This window comes from Azospirillum oryzae, from assembly GCF_900177515.1.
GTDB classification, from domain to species: Bacteria; Pseudomonadota; Alphaproteobacteria; order Azospirillales; family Azospirillaceae; genus Azospirillum; species Azospirillum oryzae_A.
On record NZ_FXAK01000007.1, the window covers coordinates 152,642 to 169,393 of the forward strand.

Genomic DNA, 16,752 nt, shown 5'->3' on the forward strand with positions numbered 1-16,752 from the left:
GGCGGCCATGTTCAACGTCCTCGTCAACACCAGCCTGCGCAACCGCCTGTTCGTGCTGGCAGCCGCCGTGCTGCTGGTCGTCTACGGCTCCTTCGTCCTCAAGGGTCTGCCGGTCGACGTCTTCCCCGATCTCAACAAGCCCACGGTCACGCTGATGACCGAGGCCGAGGGACTGGCGCCCGAGGAGGTCGAGCAGCTGGTCACCTTCCCGATCGAGACCTCGATGAACGGCATGCCGGGCATCACCCGCGTGCGCTCGGTTTCCGGTGTCGGCCTGTCCATCGTCTTCGTCGAGTTCGACTGGGGCACCGACATCTACCGCAACCGCCAGCAGGTCGCCGAGCGTCTGGCCATCGTCCAGGGCCAGCTGCCCCCGAACGTCCGGCCGCAGATGGGGCCGATCTCCTCGATCATGGGCGAGATCATGCTGCTCGCCATGTCCGCCGAGCCGGGAACCGGCGTCGGGCCGATGGATGTCCGCGAACTCGCCGATTGGGTGGTCCGTCCCCGTTTGCTCGCCATCCCCGGCGTCAGTCAGGTCATCCCGATCGGCGGGGAAATCCGCCAGTACCGTATCGCCCCCGACCCGGCGCGCCTGCACGACCTGGAGATCACCACCGATGAACTGGTGAAAGCGCTTCAACAGTTCTCGGCGAATACCGGCGGCGGGTTCATCGACCAGCACAGCGAGGAGTACCTGATCCGCAACATCGGCCGGACGACCCGGCTGGAGGACCTGCGCAATCTGGTGGTTGCCTACAAGGCCGGCCAGCCCATCCATCTGCGCCAGGTGGCCGACGTCGACTTCGCCGCCCGTGTGAAGCGCGGTGACGCCGGCGTCGACGGCAAGCCGGCCGTCATCCTGTCCGTGCAGAAACAGCCGGGCAGTGACACGACGACGCTGACGGCCGATGTCGAGAAGGCCCTGGCCGATCTGGCGCAGTTCCTGCCGAAGGGGGTGAAGGCGAACGAGATCCTGTTCAAGCAGGCCAACTTCATCGACACCTCGATCCACAACGTCATGACGGTGCTGCAGGAGGCGGTGGTGGTGGTCGCCGTCATCCTGTTCCTGTTCCTGCTGAACGTCCGCACGACGCTGATCTCGCTGACCGCCATTCCGATCTCGATCCTGATCACCGTGCTGGTGTTCAAGGCGTTCGGCATGTCGATCAACACCATGACGCTGGGCGGCCTCGCCATCGCCATCGGCGAACTGGTCGACGATGCCGTCGTCGATGTGGAGAACATCTACCGCCGCCTCGGCGAGAACCGGCGGGCCGGCAACCCGCGGCCGATCCTGGAGGTGGTGGCGGCGGCCTCGCAGGAGGTGCGCTCCGGCATCGTCTACGCCACGATCATCATCATCCTGGTGTTCGTCCCGCTGTTCGCCCTGTCCGGCATCGAGGGACGGCTGTTCGCGCCGCTGGGCGTGGCCTACATCGTCTCGATCCTCGCCAGCCTGGTCACCGCCATCACCGTCACCCCGGTACTGTCCTACTACCTGCTGCCCAAGCTGAAGCGGCTCGACGAGCATGACAGCTGGCTGGTGCGGCGGCTGAAAGCCGGCAACGCACGGCTGCTCGGTTGGGCGTTTGCCAATCCGGGCACCCTCTTCGCCGTCGTAGGCTCCGCCGTGGTGATCGCCGCGGCCACGGTGCCGAGCCTGCCACGCGCCTTCCTGCCGCCCTTCAACGAGGGCACGCTGACGATCTCCATGGTGCTGAACCCCGGCATCTCGCTGGCCGAGTCGAACCGCGTCGGTCTCGCCGCCGAGAAGCTGATCATGCAGGTGCCGGAGGTGGCGTCGGTCGGCCGCCGCACCGGCCGTGCCGAACTCGACGAGCACGCGGAAGGCGTCCATTCCAGCGAGATCGACGTCGACCTGATGCCGTCCGCGCGCAGCCGTTCCGCGGTGTTGGCCGACGTGCGGGCACGGCTGGCTGCCCTGCCGGTGTCGGTCAACATCGGCCAGCCGATCTCGCACCGGCTCGACCATATGCTGTCCGGCGTCCGCGCCCAGATCGCCCTGAAGGTCTATGGCGAGGATCTGGACACCCTGCGCAGCCTCGCCGGGCAACTGCAGCAGACGCTGACGGCGATCCCCGGGCTGGTCGACCTGCAGATCGAGAAGCAGGTCCGCATCCCGCAGGTGCAGGTCGTGATCGACTATGAGCGGGCTTCCCTCTACGGCGTCACCCCGGCGATGGCGACGGAGGCGCTGGAGAGCCTGTCCAACGGGCGGGTGGTGTCGGAGATCGTCGACGGCACGCGGCGCTTCGACGTCGTGCTGCGGCTCTCCGACGAGGACCGCACCACCAGCGGCTTGGCCAACCTGCTGGTCGAGACCCCGGCGGGGCGGGTGCCGCTCAGCCTGTTCGCCAGTGTCGAGGAGACCGACGGTCCGAACCAGATCCTGCGGGAGAACGGCAAGCGCCGCATCGTCATCCTCGGCAACAGCGACGGCAAGACGGACATGGCGCAGATCGTCGCGGGCATCCGTGAGGTGGTCGGCCGCTCTTCGCTGCCGCCCGGCTACTTCACCAGCCTGGAGGGCACCTTCCAGGCGCAGGAGGAAGCGTCCAAGACCATCGCGGCGCTGTCGATGGTGTCGCTGGCGATGATCTTCCTGGTGCTCTACAGCCGCTACCGCTCCGCGGTGCTGACGCTGATCATCATGGGCAACGTGCCGCTGGCCCTGATCGGCAGCGTCGCGGCGCTGTGGATCGCCGGACAGCCGCTGTCGGTCGCCTCGATGATCGGTTTCATCACCCTGACCGGCATCAGCACGCGCAACGGCATCCTGAAGGTCAGCCATTACATCAACCTGGTCCTGCACGAGGGCGAGAGCTTCGGCAAGGCCATGGTGATCCGCGGCAGCCAGGAGCGGCTGACCCCGGTGCTGATGACGGCCCTGTCGGCCGGCGTTGCCCTGGTGCCGCTGATGATCGGCGCCGACGCCCCGGGCAAGGAGATCCTCCACCCGGTCGCCGTCACCATCTTCGGCGGCCTGGTCAGCGCCACCCTGCTCGACACGGTCCTGACCCCCGTCCTCTTCCTCAGGCTCGGCGGGAAGCCGCTCAGGCATCTGGTCGATGCCCAAGCCGGCTCGCTGCGTCCGGCCGAGGCCTACTGATCCACCCGTTCACCCGTTTCCAATCCAGAAGGAAAGCCTATCGTGAAGTTCTCGACCCTCCTCGTCGCCGCCGCCCTGGTCGCCGCCCCGGTCCCGGCCTTTGCCGACGGCGCCAAGACCGGCACCCATGGCGGCCCCCGCACCGACGCCGGCCCGTACCATGCCGAGCTCGTGCTCCAGGGCAACGACGTCGTCCTGTACGTGACCGACGGCGCGGACAAGCCGGTCGACGTGACCGGCGCCAAGGCCGAGGCCACCATCCTGGCCAACAAGCAGACCCAGAAGGTCACGCTGGAGCCGGCAGGCGCCAATGCGCTCAAGGGAAAGGCCAAGCTGGGCGAGTCCCACGACAGCGTGAAGGTGGTCACCGCCCTGACCATGCCCGGCCAGAAGCCGGTTCAGGCCCGCTTTGAGGTGGGCCACGCCGGCCACTGAGACCCCAAGGGTGGCATGAGGATCACCGCCTCATGCCACCCCGAACGAGGAGACGCGCGATGAGCGCCAAGAAGAAACTCGCCACGCCGGCGGCGGCCTCGCTGATCCCAGGTCAACGCCCAGGGCAACGCCTGGAAGCCGTTCCAGTCATGACGCATCGGGGGAAGCGGCCGTGAAAAAGGCGTTGAAGGCCGGCATCGGCTTGACTCTGGCCGCTGCAGTCGCGGTGGCTGGCGCGGTCATGCTCGTCGGTCCGACGGCGGGCGCCGACCCGACCGATGCCGCGCAGGTCGCCCGAGGGAGGGTGGTGTACGCCGAGCAGTGCGCGTCGTGCCACGGGGTTCGGCTCGAGGGTCAGCCGAACTGGCAGAGCCGCAAGCCCGACGGCCGTCTGCCGGCGCCCCCTCATGACGCTTCCGGCCATACGTGGCACCACCCGGACGCGGATCTCTTCAAGATCACCAAACAAGGCATCGCCGCGTTCGCTCCGCCCGGCTACAGCAGCGACATGCCGGCGTTCGGCAACAGCTTGAGCGACGCCGACATATGGGCCGTTCTGGCCTTCATCAAAAGCTCCTGGCCGGAGGAAATCCGTCGCCGCCACACCGCGATGAGCGAGCGGTCGAAGAACTGAGGAGAGGAAGTCGTCAGCCTGCACAGCGGGATTGACCTTCCGGTCACTGGAAGGCGGAGCATGGGGTCCACAGCCGCCGCCACACCTCGAATCCGGACGGCGCCGCGCAATGCCGGAGCGTCGACGCCGGGCCTGCGAAGGGAGACGCGAACATGAACGACCTGCATCATGGCCATGGGCATCAGCACGGACATGACCATCATGGTCATCATCATCACGCAGGACCCGACGACCATAGGATGGTCAAAGACCCTGTCTGCGGCATGATGGTCGACCCGGAGCGGACCGCGCACCATGCGGAGCATGATGGGCACAGCTTCCACTTCTGCTCGGCGCGCTGCCATGACAAGTTCGTCGCCGCTCCGGAGCAATACCTGAAGCCGGAAGCCAAGCCCGCGGCGCCGAAGCGGGCCGGGCAGGCCTCGCCCCAGAAGGGTGTCATCTACACCTGCCCGATGCACCCGGAAATCCGGCAGGAGGGACCAGGCAACTGCCCGATCTGCGGCATGGCCCTGGAACCGGTGGGTGCCAGCCTCGAAGAAGGGCCGAACCCGGAACTCGTCGACATGACCCGGCGCTTCTGGATCGGCCTGGTGCTCAGCGTGCCGCTGCTGGTCCTGGAGATGGGCAGCCACATTCCGGCCCTTGGGCTGCATGACCTGGTGCCGCCGCGCCTCTCCATCTGGATTCAGTTTCTCCTGGCGACGCCGGTCGTGCTGTGGGCGGGCTGGCCGCTGCTGGAGCGCGGCTGGCAATCGTTCCGGCGGCACAGCCTGAACATGTTCAGCCTGATCGCGCTGGGGGTCGGCGTTGCCTACCTCTTCAGCTTGGCCGCGACCTTCCTGCCCGGTCTCTTCCCGGCGAGTTTCCGGGGCATGGACGGGGTGGTGGCCGTCTACTACGAGGCCGCCGCCGTCATCACCGTGCTGGTGCTGCTCGGCCAGGTGCTGGAACTGCGCGCCCGCGAACAGACCGGCGGCGCCATTCGGGCGCTGCTGAACCTGGCGCCCAAGACGGCCCGCCGTATCGAGGAGAGCGGCGAGGACGAGGAGGTTCCCCTCGACCAGGTCCGGGTCGGCGACCGGCTGCGCGTCCGCCCCGGCGACGGGGTGCCGGTCGACGGCGAGGTACTCGAGGGTCGCAGCGCCGTGGACGAGTCGATGGTCACCGGCGAGAGCATGCCGGTGGAGAAGGAGCCCGGCGCCAAGGTGATCGGCGGTACCGTGAACCAGACGGGCGCCTTGGTGATGCGGGCCGAGAAGGTCGGCTCCGACACCATGCTGTCGCGCATCGTGACCATGGTGGCCGAAGCCCAGCGCTCTCGCGCCCCCATCCAGCGGATGGCCGATGTGGTGTCCGGCTACTTCGTCCCGGCGGTCATCCTGGCTGCCCTTCTCGCCTTCGCCGGCTGGATGCTCTGGGGACCGGACCCCGCCTTCGCCTACGCGCTGATCGCCGCGGTCTCGGTGCTCATCATCGCGTGCCCCTGTGCGCTGGGGCTGGCGACGCCGATGTCGATCATGGTCGGGGTGGGAAAGGGGGCGACGGCCGGTGTGCTGATCAAGGACGCCGCGAGCCTGGAGCGTTTCGAGAAGGTCGACACGCTGGTGGTGGACAAGACCGGCACGCTGACCGAGGGAAAGCCACGGGTGACCGCGGTCGTCCCGGCGGCCGGTATCGACGAGGCGGAGCTTCTATCCCTGGCAGCCAGTCTGGAGCGGTCGAGCGAACATCCCCTGGCCGCTGCCATCGTCGCGTCCGCCAGGGAGCGGGGGCTGCCGTTGCAGGAGGTCGCCGACTTTGGCTCGGTGACCGGCAAGGGGGTGGTCGGGAGGGTTGGCGGCCGGGTGGTGCTGCTCGGCAATGCGGCGATGATGCGGGACCGGGGCGTGGTCCTGGACAACCTCGAGGCGGGCGACCTGGATGCACGCGCCGACGAGCTGCGGCGGGAGGGGGCGACGGCGCTGTTCGCCGCGGTGGACGGCCGCCCCGGCGGTGTGATCGCGGTGGCCGACCCGATCAAGGCGAGCACGCCGCATGCACTGGAGACGCTGCGCGCCGATGGCGTGCGCATCGTCATGCTGACCGGCGACAACCGGACCACCGCGGAGGCGGTGGCGCGGCGCCTCGGCATCGACGAGGTCGAGGCCGAGGTCCTGCCCGACCAGAAGCATCAGATCGTGCGGAAGCTGAAGGCGGAGGGCCGCGTGGTCGCCATGGCGGGCGACGGCGTCAACGATGCCCCCGCACTCGCCGAAGCGGACGTCGGGGTCGCCATGGGCACCGGGACCGAGGTGGCGATCCAGAGCGCCGGCGTGACGCTGGTGAAGGGCGACCTCGCCGGCATCGCCCGCGCCCGGCTGCTGAGCCGTGCCACCATGGGCAATATCCGCCAGAACCTGTTCCTCGCCTTCGTCTACAACGCGCTCGGGGTGCCGGTGGCGGCCGGAGTCTTCTATCCGCTGTTCGGCTGGACGCTGAGCCCGATCATCGCGGCCGCCGCCATGGCGCTGAGTTCGGTGTCGGTCATCGGCAATGCGCTGCGTTTGCGCATGACGAGCCTGTAGGAACACTCCAGCTTCCTCCGAGGGATGACGAAGCCGCGGCTGCAAACGAAAAGGGCGGAGCTTTTGGTCCATGTCACAAAAAATGAGAAAGTCTGCACAATGAGATCAATGCGTTATGTGCCGCAGTTAAACAGAATCTGATAGAGCATTAAGCAAAGGATGAGAAATCGCACAGGCTTTTGCGCAAAGTTTGATAAGCGAGGTGAACATCCAGCCACTGGCGCCGTTCCACGCGACCCCGCGGGGCTTAGCCCAGTCCCGCAGGTCGCGCGTGTCGGCGCTTTTCGCACAACTCTACTATCGCAGTGTCGGACCGGATGGAACGCCGACGATCCTGCTGCTAGCCGGCGCCGTTGGCGCGCCTTTGGCGGACGCTTCTACGCCGCTGGTGCAGCCGAGTCGCTGCTGGCTGGCGGCGGCGCGAAAGTCGCACCAGGCGTCCAGTCAGCGATTTCCATCAAGGCGTCCCATTCATCGACGGCGGCTTGGAGGTTCATCCAGAAGCGCGGCTTGGTTCCAAGTACGATTGCCAAACGGGCCGCAGTGGTCGGATCGAGCCTTTTGTGGCCGTTTACGATCTGGCTGACGTACTTCCGGCTCAAACCCAACGCATCCGCCATGGCAGTCACGCTGATGCGACGCGGTTCCATGTAGTGGGCCTTGAGGATTACTCCGGGCATGGTGGGACGGCGGTTTTGGCGAAGCGCAGCCATCAGTAAGAAACCTCCAAGTCCAAAGCGGTGACATCGGTCCCGTCGAAGATGACCGTTATGCACCATTTACCCGACGACTGCGCCAGACGGGACGTGTCGTTCTACATACGTGCGGCGGCGAAAGCGTCAAGGAGAAGTCAAAGCGGAGCCTCACGGCCGCCGCGGCCTCCCCTGCGCTAAAGCCTCCACCTGTCGGACCGCTATTTCCAGGTCGGCGTCGGCGAGTCCATCGGCGAGGGCGAGTAGCTGGGCGCGCAGCTCCACGCGCCGGGACGACACCGCCGTCGTGCCCACCTCCTCGAACAAGCTACCGAGCGGCAGGTCGAGCACTCGGCCCAATTGCTCCAACGTATCGAGGCCCGGAAAGGCTCTGCCACGTTCAAGGTTCGACACTGTCTCGACGGTGCGTGCGATAGCTTCGGCAACCTGCTCCTGGGTCAGATTGAGGGCTAAGCGGCGGGCCCGTAGCCGCGCGCCAAGAAGTTGCTTCAGGTCTCGCACCATAACCCGAACTGTCCTTTCGGGCACAGCACTTGACCATAGGCTCATTTTTCGGCTTATCTCCGTCACCCGTAAAATAAGATCGGGTAAGCGGCTCCTGCGTGCGTCACTCGCCGGACGATCCCGCTTGCCCGTATAGAGGAGGCTCGGATCGGTATGATTGTGACGGAAGAGTTCCTGGCGGCATGGGATCAGACGCTGGCGTGGCTGAAGGGCAGCGACCGGCAGGCTTGGGACGGGTATGAGGTTGGACAACTCCTGCAGCGGGTCGGGCTCAAATACAACTGGCGCCTGCTCACTCAGACGGACGGCACAGGTGAACGTGAGTGGCGTGAGGTCCAAATGGCATGGGCAAGAAAACTATCGGACCTCGGCGCCCCGGAAAGCTTGCTCGCAACCGTCCGTGCGGTAGAGTGAGGCGCTGCCGCCGGGACCGTAGCTCCGATACTAAGACGACGCTCTTGGTGGGCGGCGTTACCGTTGGGCCTCAGTTTCAAGGGACAGCACGAATGCCCCGATCGCCCACGCGCCCGGTCATCCACCGTTTGGCAACGATCAAGCCCACTCCCACCGAGCGCGATCGCTGGCTCCCGCACGCCCGGCGGCACGGCTTATCCTTGCCAGAGTACCTGCGGTTGATCGGAATGCGCACCGCTGCGTCAGCGACCATCCCAGCGCTTCCGGCGAACCGGTTCGTCGTCAGACTATCTGGCCGCCAACCGCGCGGTTGCCTCAGGCGCATACTGGACTTGGTCCAGGTGCAACGCCGTCCCATTCTTCTCTGCGGCTCGCCCAGCCCAGGCATTGGCCGGCGCATTCGGGGCCACCGGCTCACCCGGTTCCAGCCCCGCTTCCGCGACCGTTACCTTCTTCTGCCGATCCCGCCGCTGCCACATCACCGACGTTCACTGCGATCGTCTGCGCCGTGACGGTCACCATCTGGACCGAAAGCTGTGGTGGTCTCCGTGAATTCCACCGCCAAACGGCCTCGTTGCCCATTCACAGTGTCGGCGAACAGAGAGGGATATGTCACTGCTCGGAGTCGAACGGCGAAGCACTTTCTGTTTGAGTCGCTGGAATGATGCCCCGTATTCGTTTAGCCGCTTCCAGGGCCGCCGGCAGTTGGCTGACCACTTGTTCATAAAGTGCGAGCATGTCATCCTTCTCGTCCGCTGACATGCTGTCGATGCTTTCCACGGCGAGAGCTTTCTGGCGCTTGCCCAATGGCAAGAGATCAATGACTGCCCGAAGATCCTCTCGGCGATCTGAATCATGCATGATGTACACCGCTGCACCGGTCACTCCGCACCTAAATGCTGCGTCTGGCAACATCGACGGTATGCTGGATGCTACGCTGGCTGGTTGAGTAAAGGAAGTAACCTTGTATCTTGCCAAAGCGTCTGACTGTGCTGCGATCAGGCGCTTTGGCAATAGCAAAGTCAAAAGCGTTCGGTAACGGGCGGGAGCGCGGCCGATACGGGGACTGAGGAGCCATTCACCCGATCGGTGGCGATGCGTTGCTGATCACGATGCTGAAGGTTGTGAGTTACGATAAGGTATCCCCATGAACGTCCTGCCCATTACGCCAATTGCCGAAACAGCGGACACTGTGACGCTGAGCCGGACCGACTATGAGGCCTTGGCTGAGTTGGTCGTCGACGCCCGGGATCTGGCTGACGCCGACGTGGTGAAGAGTCGTCTGGCTGTTGGCGAGACGGAGGCATTCCCCTTTGAACTCGCTGAGCGGCTCCTAGACGGTGTCCATTCTGCCACTGTTTTCCGCGAGTACCGGAGCCTCACTGCGCGCGGGCTCGCAGAAGCGGCCGGCGTCGCGCCATCGTGCCTGTCGGAGATCGGGAGTGCTTGCCAGCCCGGCAGCCTTGACACGTTGGCTAAGATTGCCTCTGCGCTGCGTGTCCCGCTGGACCTGCTGGTGCGCTGATACTGGCTGTTCTGAACTGGAGCGGAATGGACGTCTGCTGGTGGTATGCACCAGACAGACTGTTACCTATACAGAACGAAATTCTATGTCTGGTTTATTCTACTATAGACATCTGGTTTGTCCACTTCTAACTGCGATGGTGGCATCATCGTCCCCTGTACAGCCACATGATCGAAGACACAGCCTATGCTCTGCCGATACTGGACAGTACCGCACGTCCCGTCTGTATCTCAGATGAACCAGTCTGATGACTAGCTAGAGACACTGAAATTTCGGTGCGGTTCAAATTGGCGCTTCAAGGATAAACAGGCGAAACAGGTGGGAGCGGAAGAATGGCAATCCGCAACAATTTTGCGATCCCCAACCGTCTTGTCATCCGGAGCGATCTGGTTCCTGGTGAAAGCGTGGTTGGTTATCTTCGGCGGCTTAGTATTGCTAATGGGTTCGATAGCCTGCAGTGGATGTTCAAAAATAACTTATCATCGAAAGAGGAAACGTATTATGAAGATATACTGTACCAAGTGCATTGTATCACGGGGTGTGATTACGAAACCATAAAGGGCTGCGGCTACATACCTCGGGATAAAAACGACCGGATCACCAATTTCTACGGATTTGAGATAAGAAGGAAGCACTTCAAATTATCTTCACAGAAGATATGCACAATATGTTTTTATGAGAATCCAATATTTCAGTCTGTATGGGATATTGGAGCCTGGATTGCCTGCCCAATTCATGGAACTCATATAATTGATCAATGTCCAGAATGCGGTAGGTCTCTGTCATGGAGCCAAGCAACATACATGTGTGAATGTGGTGCCTTTGAGTATGACGACTGCTTCAAGAGTAATTCTCATGAGAACTTAATTTTCTGCTCAAAACACATTTCTTTCCTTCTTTGGCATAAAAAAGAGGATGAAAACACAAAAATAGCTGATAAGTTGCGAGCATTGTCTTTGGAAAATTTTCTAGATCTAATTGTTGATCTATATATGGCTCCACTTATACAAGTAAGAAGTAGGAAAATCATCTATGGAAGCATTTATAAATATTACGAAGATTGCCTGATTCATTCTATGGGAATAATAATGAATTGGCCGGATGGTTTTTATGAACATGTCGAAAGAGTTGTTGAGGCGCTATTGTATTTCCGCAATAGAGAAGATGAAAAATATTTGACGTTTAGACTTTTTTTATGCGTAAGTTTTATAGATAAAATGAAGGGAGTTGCAATAAATGTTGATGGAAATGAAAAAATATGGTGTAAGAAATGGGGTGATGTGATCGTCAAGCGTCACTTCCCTAATTTCGTGTAATATTATTTTGTGTATTGATCTACTTCAGACCTGTGCCACACTGAAGAAATTCCCTTTCGTTTATCCGGGTAAAGAATTGGGAATATTGACAGGGATATTAGCGTAGAGATGACGGTTCGTGTCAACCGGCTTCCAATTTCCAGCCGGCATCGGCTTGCAATTTCCAGCCACGCTTGCGGTTGCAGAACCTGTTGTCCAGGGAGTCCACGGGAGGGTCCCGCGCGCGCCGCGGAGTGCCCTCATGGCTGACGCAGCGGCGCGTGTGGGAGGGGCCTGTGGGCCCCCCTGGGCAACGGACGGGGGGAGGGCTTTGGATCAGGAGCGGTTCTTGAACCGCCAGCTCTCGTTGCCGGTTTCCAGGATGTCGCAGTGATGCGTCAGCCGGTCGAGCAAAGCGGTGGTCATCTTGGCGTCGCCAGCGAACACCGTTGGCCATTCAGCGAAGCTCAAGTTGGTGGTGATCAACACCGAGGTCCGCGAGTACAACTGGCTGAGCGCGTGGAACAGCAGTTGGCCGCCACTCTGTGAGAACGGCAGGTAGCCGAGTTCGTCCAGCACCACGAGATCAACGCGGGTCAACTGGTCAGCGAGCTTGCCCGCCTGCCCGATCCGGGCTTCGGCCTCCAGCCGGTTCACCAGGTCGATGACGTTGAAGAACCGGGCACGGGCGCCGCGGCGCACGCAGTTGGCCGTAATGGCGATGCACATGTGCGTCTTGCCGGTCCCGGTTCCCCCGATGAACACGGCGTTGCGCTGGGTTTCCAGAAAGCCGCCATCGTGCAGGTCGCGCACCAGCCCCTCGTTGAGGGGACTGGCGGTGAAGTCGAACTCGGCCAGCGTCTTGGCCAGGGGCAGCTTGGCGGCGCCGAGCTGGTAACGGATCGAGCGCGCCTGCTTCTCCGCCCGCTCCGCCGCCAGCAGATCGCCCAGGATCTGCTGGACGGTGCGCTGCCGCTTCAGCCCGTCGCTCATCACCTCGTCGTAGGCGGCACGCATGCCGGCCAAGCTGAGCTCGGCCATCAGCGCCATCAGCTCATGCCGTTCCATGGCAGCCCTCCCGCACCGCGCGCAGGCGGTCGTAGCGCCCGCAGTCGGCGGCCGGCTCGATGGACAGCGTCAACGCCGTCGGCACCGCCATGGCCGGTGCCGGTGTGACGTCGTGGCGCCGGGCGAGGATGTTCAGGATCACGTCCCGGCTGTGCGTACCGCTCGCCAGTGCCTCGCGGCAGGCGACCTCCACCGCCTCCAGGCCATCGGTGAGGATGGCGGCGAGCACGCCAACGAACTGCCGGTCAGCGTCGTCGCCGCGGCCCAGGCGGGTCCGCACCGTCGCCAGGGCTGGCGGCAAATCCCAGTCCCGGAACGGCGCCCCGTTGCGCAGCGCCCCCGGCTTGCGGACGAGAACCGGCAGGTAGTGCAGCGGATTGTACCGCGTGTGGCCGTGCCCGAAAGCTCGTGGGTGCTCGGCGACGATCGCGCCGTTGAACCACACCACGATCCGTGTCGCGTAGGCGCGGACCTGCACCGGCTTGCCGGCGGCGATCGCGGCCACGCTGTAGCGGTTGCGGTCAAAGTGGATCAGGCAGGTTTTCGAGACGCTGAGCGTGGCCTCGTGGAAGCCGTCGAAAGGATCGCTCACGGTGATCAGCGCCGGCCGCTCCGCCTGGAACACCTCCCACACCGTCCGGCTCCTATCCTCTGGATGCGGCGTCTGTTGGGCCCAGACGATCACCTCGTCGTGCAGGCGTTCGTTCACCTCTTCCAGCGTCTTGGCCCGCAGCCGCGGCGTGAACAGCCGCTGGCGCAAGGTGCCGACCTGGTTCTCGACCTGGCCCTTTTCCCAGCCCGAAGCCGGGGTGCAGGCCACCGGCTCGACCAGGTAATGCGAGCACATCTGGGCGAAGCGGCGGTTGAAGCGGCGCTCTTTGCCGACAAATACGGCGTCCACCGCCGTCTTCATGTTGTCGTAGATGCCGCGCTCGCACAGGCCGCCGTAGAAGGCCGCGGCACGGGCGTGGGCGTCGAACACCATCTCCTGGGTCTGGCGCGGGTAGACCGCCACAAACGGCATGCGGCTGTGGCACAGGCGGGCATGGGCCACCTGCACCTTGGTCGTCACGCCGTCCAGGATGATCCACTCTTCCGCCCAGTCGAACTGGTACGCCTCGGCCGGGGCAAAGGTGAGCGGAACGTAGGCGTTCACCGGCCCACTCGGCGGCTGGCGCTGCTTGAAGCGCTTGATGTAGCGCCGCACCGTGTCGTAGCCGCCCTGGAACCCGGCATCCTTCAGCCGTCCGAAGAGCCCCAGGTAGTCGAGCCGGTCGCGGGCTGGCCGCCGCTCGTTCTCCGTGATCAGCCGTTCCAGCTCCTCCTGGAACCCGGACAACTTCGGAAGCGGCTGGTGCTGGCGCTCGTAGCGCGGCGCCGTCTCGCCCGAGCGCAGGTATTTCGTCACCGTCTCCCGCGACACCTTCAGCGACCGGGCAATGGCCCGGATGCTTTTCCCCTTCGCGTGCTCGCGTCGTATCCGTGCGATCGTCTCCACCGTCAACATCCCTGTCCGCCACCCTGTCGTCCAAACCCAGGGTGGTAGTCTGCCAGATCAGGGGTGGCTGGTTATTGGACGCCGATCACCCCTGAAACTGGCCCAGTGTTGCAGGCCGATGCACAGGCTTCGGCAGATTTCGCCGTCTCCGTCGTGCCCCGTCCGTTCCCAATTGTAGCGTCCAGGCTTGCAAACAGCCTGTCAGCGACAGCAATGCCAGATGCCGGGTCTTCTTCTACTTTCTTGAGCGCCTGCCAGTAGTCAGACTGCCAAACGGTAGCAGCCTTGTCTTGAAGCAAGTTTACCTCCGTGTAGGATGCAAGCTTCCCCGAAATTGTAGGAACCAAGCTTGGGCCAACATTGGAGTCGCACGCAGGGCACTTTGATGCATCCTGCCAATCCGGTGACTTTAGAACAGCATCCACGGATTCAAAAACAGCCTTAAGGAGCGCTCCTTCTGTCTTAGCCAAAGCTGCATCACGGGCGCTAAGAATACTGACCAGCGACTCCGGAGCCGGAGAATTTAGTAGGCTCTCATACCCTTTGAATCGCGAAATATCACGCGTAAGAGTTGATAATTCGTCGCGGAGCGGCCCTCCTTCTGCCTTTCTAACAGTCTCCCGAAGCGCGCCAAAATCCAGATCCTCTAGAGCCTTCCCCGCCACCTGAGTTGAGAGGATGGCAGACTCTTGAAGCTTTTTCTTTATACTTTTTTTAGAAAGCTCTCTATCACCCTTATCATCGTATGGACTACCCAGAACCTTTTCGTAAGATGAGGCGCATTGGCCTAGGGCAATCAACGCAGCGTTTTTAGCGTCGGCGATCTTCTGGTTCCGCGCCGCTACTCCGAAGTCTGCGTTGAAGTTGCGAGTATCAGAAATTGCTTGAAGCGCTTGGCGATATTCTGAATATCGCTCCAATCCAATAAGTGATGAGTAGGATCGGCCTCGTTCCAGCGCCGAATTTTCAATAAAGTTAACAAAAGTTGCGTAATCAAGAAGCGTGAACTCTTCATTGAAGCTTTCAAGAAACTTCGCTGGATCGAGGTGCCCAGTAGGGCTATTAACAGTTCTCTTCCCTGACGGCTCCCGTGTGACAACTACACATACTGATTCGCCACCGTCGTCAGGCTCAAATGTGATTTCTATACGCGCAGTCTTGTTTGGGTGAAATATATTAGCATAGTAGTCGTTCGCGCAGTCTGACGCCTGCATTTTGGAGAACTTGGGCACCGCACCGCGTATGGCGTAGCAGAGAGCTTCATAAATGGAGCTCTTTCCGCGACCATTCGTTGCGTAGATCGAATTGACCCTATCTTTCTTGAAGCTTAGGCTGAGCGGTGCGCCATGGTTGTTGATGCCGCGGAAACCTTCGATCTTGAGCTCAGAGAGGAAGTATCGGGCCATCACGCCACCTCCGCCGAGGCGTTGTCCGTTACGCCCTCCGGCGTTGCCAACTCGGCGCTGATGACAGTGTTGAATTTGACCCTGCTCTTTGTGCGCTCATTACCCTCACGCAGCGGGAGCATTTCTTCCAAGCGGGATTTCAGAATCACACTAAACTTTTCATCAACGACGGAGAGGGTCGTATAGAAGAGAGCGAGATTATCCTTGAAAGGCTTGTTCTTGTTAAACTCAACGTCAGGCATGAATGCACCTCTGTAGCTAGTAATCTGGAGTATATGCCACCTGGGAAGGTGCTGATATAAGAAGCTTATCCTAGGCTATAAGCTCCCGCAGCGACGGGACCAGGTGGCGCTGCCCATCGACCTCGCGGGTGAACAGATTGATCACCGTGGGGACTGGACAGCCGGCCTTCAGCAGGCCCAACAGCCACCGTCCCGCCAGATAGGTCTGGGTCGACGCGTGGTGCCACCACACCCGGCCGCCGGGCGCTTCTTCGGTAAGCGTTGTGTGACGACACATCCGACGTGATCATGGTCCATGAAATATTCCGCTGGTCGCAGCTCAGCGGGGTAAGAGGATGTTGGGTCAGGATCTGGAGAGCTATTGGCGCGGTCATGTCGAGGCCTGGAAGGGCGGCGGGCTGACACTGAAAGCCTATGCTGAAGCCCATGGAATTGGACGCTGGGCTCTGGGCCGGTGGTCGCGCCGCTTTGCCGCTGCGGAGGAGGTGAGCGCTCGCCGTCATAGGGATAGTCCTGGTGCTGTCCCTATGACGGCGAGCGCTCCCTTGGTGATGGAGATCGTCGAGGCGGCACCCCGCCGGCGGTATTGGTCGCAGGCGGAGAAAGAGCAGCTGGTGGCGGAAACCTGCGAGCCGGGCGTGAGCGTGTCGCTGATCGCCCGCCGGCGCGGGGTCGATCCCAGCCTGCTGTTCCGCTGGCGCCGCCAGATGCTCACTCCGGCCGAGCCGACGCCCATCTTCGCGCCGGTGGAGATGGCAGACACCACGTCCGCTCTTCCCCTCACGCCGCCAACTCCATGCGGTGCCAGCATGATCGAGATCGAGTTGGCCGGCGGACGGCGGCTGCGGGTCGGTCGGGATGTCGATGCCGAAGCACTGCGCCGGGTGATCAGCGTGCTGGAGCGGTCATGATGCTGTCGATCCCGGCCGGTGTGCGCATTTACCTGGCGCTGGAGCCCTGCGACATGCGCCGCGGCTTCGACGGACTGGCCCTGCTGGTGCAGCAGGCGCTGGGCAAGGATCCGTTCTGCGGCCACCTCTACATCTTCCGAGGGAAAGGGGCTGGACGCGTGAAAATTCTCTACGCCGATCAGAACGGCCTGTGCCTGTTCGCCAAGAGGCTGGAGCGTGGCCGTTTCGTTTGGCCAACAACGCGGACGCCGGGCGGCACAGTGGTACTGACGCCGGCGGAACTGTCCCTGCTTCTGGAGGGGCTGGACTGGCGTCACACCGTGCCGGTGTTGCGGCCGACCGCAGCGGGATGAATGGGAGAAAAGGTGAAGGAAAACCACAGGCTTGGCTGGCTTGGGGCCGTGATC

The 16,752-nt window shown here is 62.5% G+C and carries 17 protein-coding genes and 1 pseudogene; 10 read left to right on the forward strand and 8 right to left on the reverse strand.

The window, feature by feature from the left end; all coding sequences use genetic code 11:
- Nucleotides 1-7 precede the first annotated feature (7 nt).
- The 4 genes from B9N97_RS13280 (at nt 8) to B9N97_RS13295 (ending at nt 6,769) form a co-directional block, all read left to right on the forward strand.
- On the forward strand, nt 8-3,133 hold the full coding sequence (locus B9N97_RS13280; RefSeq protein ID WP_085087150.1) for an efflux RND transporter permease subunit: 3,126 nt from the start codon (nt 8-10) through the stop codon (nt 3,131-3,133).
- Between the two features lie 42 nt (nt 3,134-3,175).
- On the forward strand, nt 3,176-3,568 hold the full coding sequence (locus B9N97_RS13285) for a hypothetical protein (protein ID WP_085087152.1): 393 nt from the start codon (nt 3,176-3,178) through the stop codon (nt 3,566-3,568).
- Between the two features lie 172 nt (nt 3,569-3,740).
- Complete coding sequence (locus B9N97_RS13290) at nt 3,741-4,202, forward strand: c-type cytochrome (RefSeq protein WP_244560705.1); 462 nt, start codon at nt 3,741-3,743, stop codon at nt 4,200-4,202.
- A 239-nt stretch (nt 4,203-4,441) separates the two neighbouring features.
- Nucleotides 4,442-6,769 (forward strand): heavy metal translocating P-type ATPase, encoded by a 2,328-nt coding sequence (locus B9N97_RS13295; protein ID WP_244560706.1) that lies wholly within the window; start codon nt 4,442-4,444, stop codon nt 6,767-6,769.
- Nucleotides 6,770-7,146: 377 nt separating this feature from the next.
- On the opposite strand, the gene B9N97_RS13300 is transcribed toward B9N97_RS13295, so the two are convergent.
- The gene (locus tag B9N97_RS13300) at nt 7,147-7,482 is read right to left on the reverse strand and encodes a HigA family addiction module antitoxin (RefSeq protein ID WP_085087156.1); all 336 of its coding nucleotides are present in this window, start codon (nt 7,480-7,482) and stop codon (nt 7,147-7,149) included.
- 150 nt (nt 7,483-7,632) lie between these two features.
- The gene (locus B9N97_RS13305; protein WP_167393298.1) at nt 7,633-7,986 is read right to left on the reverse strand and encodes a helix-turn-helix transcriptional regulator; all 354 of its coding nucleotides are present in this window, start codon (nt 7,984-7,986) and stop codon (nt 7,633-7,635) included.
- 153 nt (nt 7,987-8,139) lie between these two features.
- Here B9N97_RS13305 and B9N97_RS13310 point away from each other — a divergent pair, with 153 nt between their 5' ends.
- Complete coding sequence (locus B9N97_RS13310; RefSeq protein WP_085087160.1) at nt 8,140-8,400, forward strand: hypothetical protein; 261 nt, start codon at nt 8,140-8,142, stop codon at nt 8,398-8,400.
- A gap of 612 nt (nt 8,401-9,012) precedes the next feature.
- Here B9N97_RS13310 and B9N97_RS34975 read toward each other — a convergent pair.
- A complete protein-coding gene (locus B9N97_RS34975; RefSeq protein WP_143266700.1) occupies nt 9,013-9,261 on the reverse strand; it encodes a hypothetical protein in 249 nt (82 codons plus the stop codon).
- 286 nt (nt 9,262-9,547) lie between these two features.
- On the opposite strand from B9N97_RS34975, the gene B9N97_RS13315 reads away from it, so the two are divergent.
- The gene (locus B9N97_RS13315; RefSeq protein WP_085087162.1) at nt 9,548-9,925 is read left to right on the forward strand and encodes a helix-turn-helix domain-containing protein; all 378 of its coding nucleotides are present in this window, start codon (nt 9,548-9,550) and stop codon (nt 9,923-9,925) included.
- Nucleotides 9,926-10,257: 332 nt separating this feature from the next.
- Nucleotides 10,258-11,241: a TniQ family protein gene (locus B9N97_RS13320; protein WP_085087164.1), complete on the forward strand. Its 984-nt coding sequence runs from the start codon at nt 10,258-10,260 to the stop codon at nt 11,239-11,241.
- Between the two features lie 315 nt (nt 11,242-11,556).
- Here the strand turns inward: B9N97_RS13320 and istB are convergent, their stop codons facing one another.
- The 5 genes from istB to B9N97_RS35625 all read right to left on the reverse strand — a co-directional run bounded on the left by istB (nt 11,557) and on the right by B9N97_RS35625 (nt 15,711).
- Complete coding sequence (gene istB / locus B9N97_RS13325; protein ID WP_085082852.1) at nt 11,557-12,288, reverse strand: IS21-like element helper ATPase IstB; 732 nt, start codon at nt 12,286-12,288, stop codon at nt 11,557-11,559.
- Nucleotides 12,275-13,795, reverse strand: coding sequence for an IS21 family transposase (gene istA, locus B9N97_RS13330; RefSeq protein ID WP_085084042.1), 1,521 nt, complete (start codon nt 13,793-13,795; stop codon nt 12,275-12,277). The genes istB and istA overlap by 14 nt, the downstream gene beginning before the upstream one ends.
- A 62-nt stretch (nt 13,796-13,857) precedes the next feature.
- Nucleotides 13,858-15,192, reverse strand: a complete 1,335-nt coding sequence (locus B9N97_RS13335) for an ATP-binding protein (protein WP_085087166.1) — start codon at nt 15,190-15,192, stop codon at nt 13,858-13,860.
- On the reverse strand, nt 15,192-15,434 hold the full coding sequence (locus tag B9N97_RS13340) for a hypothetical protein (RefSeq protein WP_085087168.1): 243 nt from the start codon (nt 15,432-15,434) through the stop codon (nt 15,192-15,194). Before B9N97_RS13340 ends, B9N97_RS13335 begins: the two co-directional genes overlap by 1 nt.
- A gap of 70 nt (nt 15,435-15,504) precedes the next feature.
- The gene (locus B9N97_RS35625) at nt 15,505-15,711 is read right to left on the reverse strand and encodes a hypothetical protein (protein ID WP_167393299.1); all 207 of its coding nucleotides are present in this window, start codon (nt 15,709-15,711) and stop codon (nt 15,505-15,507) included.
- 58 nt (nt 15,712-15,769) lie between these two features.
- On the opposite strand from B9N97_RS35625, the pseudogene tnpA (B9N97_RS37020) reads away from it, so the two are divergent.
- The 3 genes and pseudogenes from tnpA (B9N97_RS37020) to tnpB form a co-directional block, all read left to right on the forward strand.
- Nucleotides 15,770-15,919 (forward strand): annotated as a pseudogene (gene tnpA / locus B9N97_RS37020) (IS66 family insertion sequence element accessory protein TnpA); the annotation flags it as partial.
- A gap of 42 nt (nt 15,920-15,961) precedes the next feature.
- Nucleotides 15,962-16,345, forward strand: coding sequence for an IS66-like element accessory protein TnpA (gene tnpA / locus B9N97_RS36735; RefSeq protein WP_085087171.1), 384 nt, complete (start codon nt 15,962-15,964; stop codon nt 16,343-16,345).
- Entirely contained in the window at nt 16,342-16,698 is a 357-nt protein-coding gene (gene tnpB, locus B9N97_RS13355) for an IS66 family insertion sequence element accessory protein TnpB (RefSeq protein WP_085087173.1), read from the forward strand. Before tnpA (B9N97_RS36735) ends, tnpB begins: the two co-directional genes overlap by 4 nt.
- The last annotated feature ends 54 nt before the right edge of the window (nt 16,699-16,752 follow it).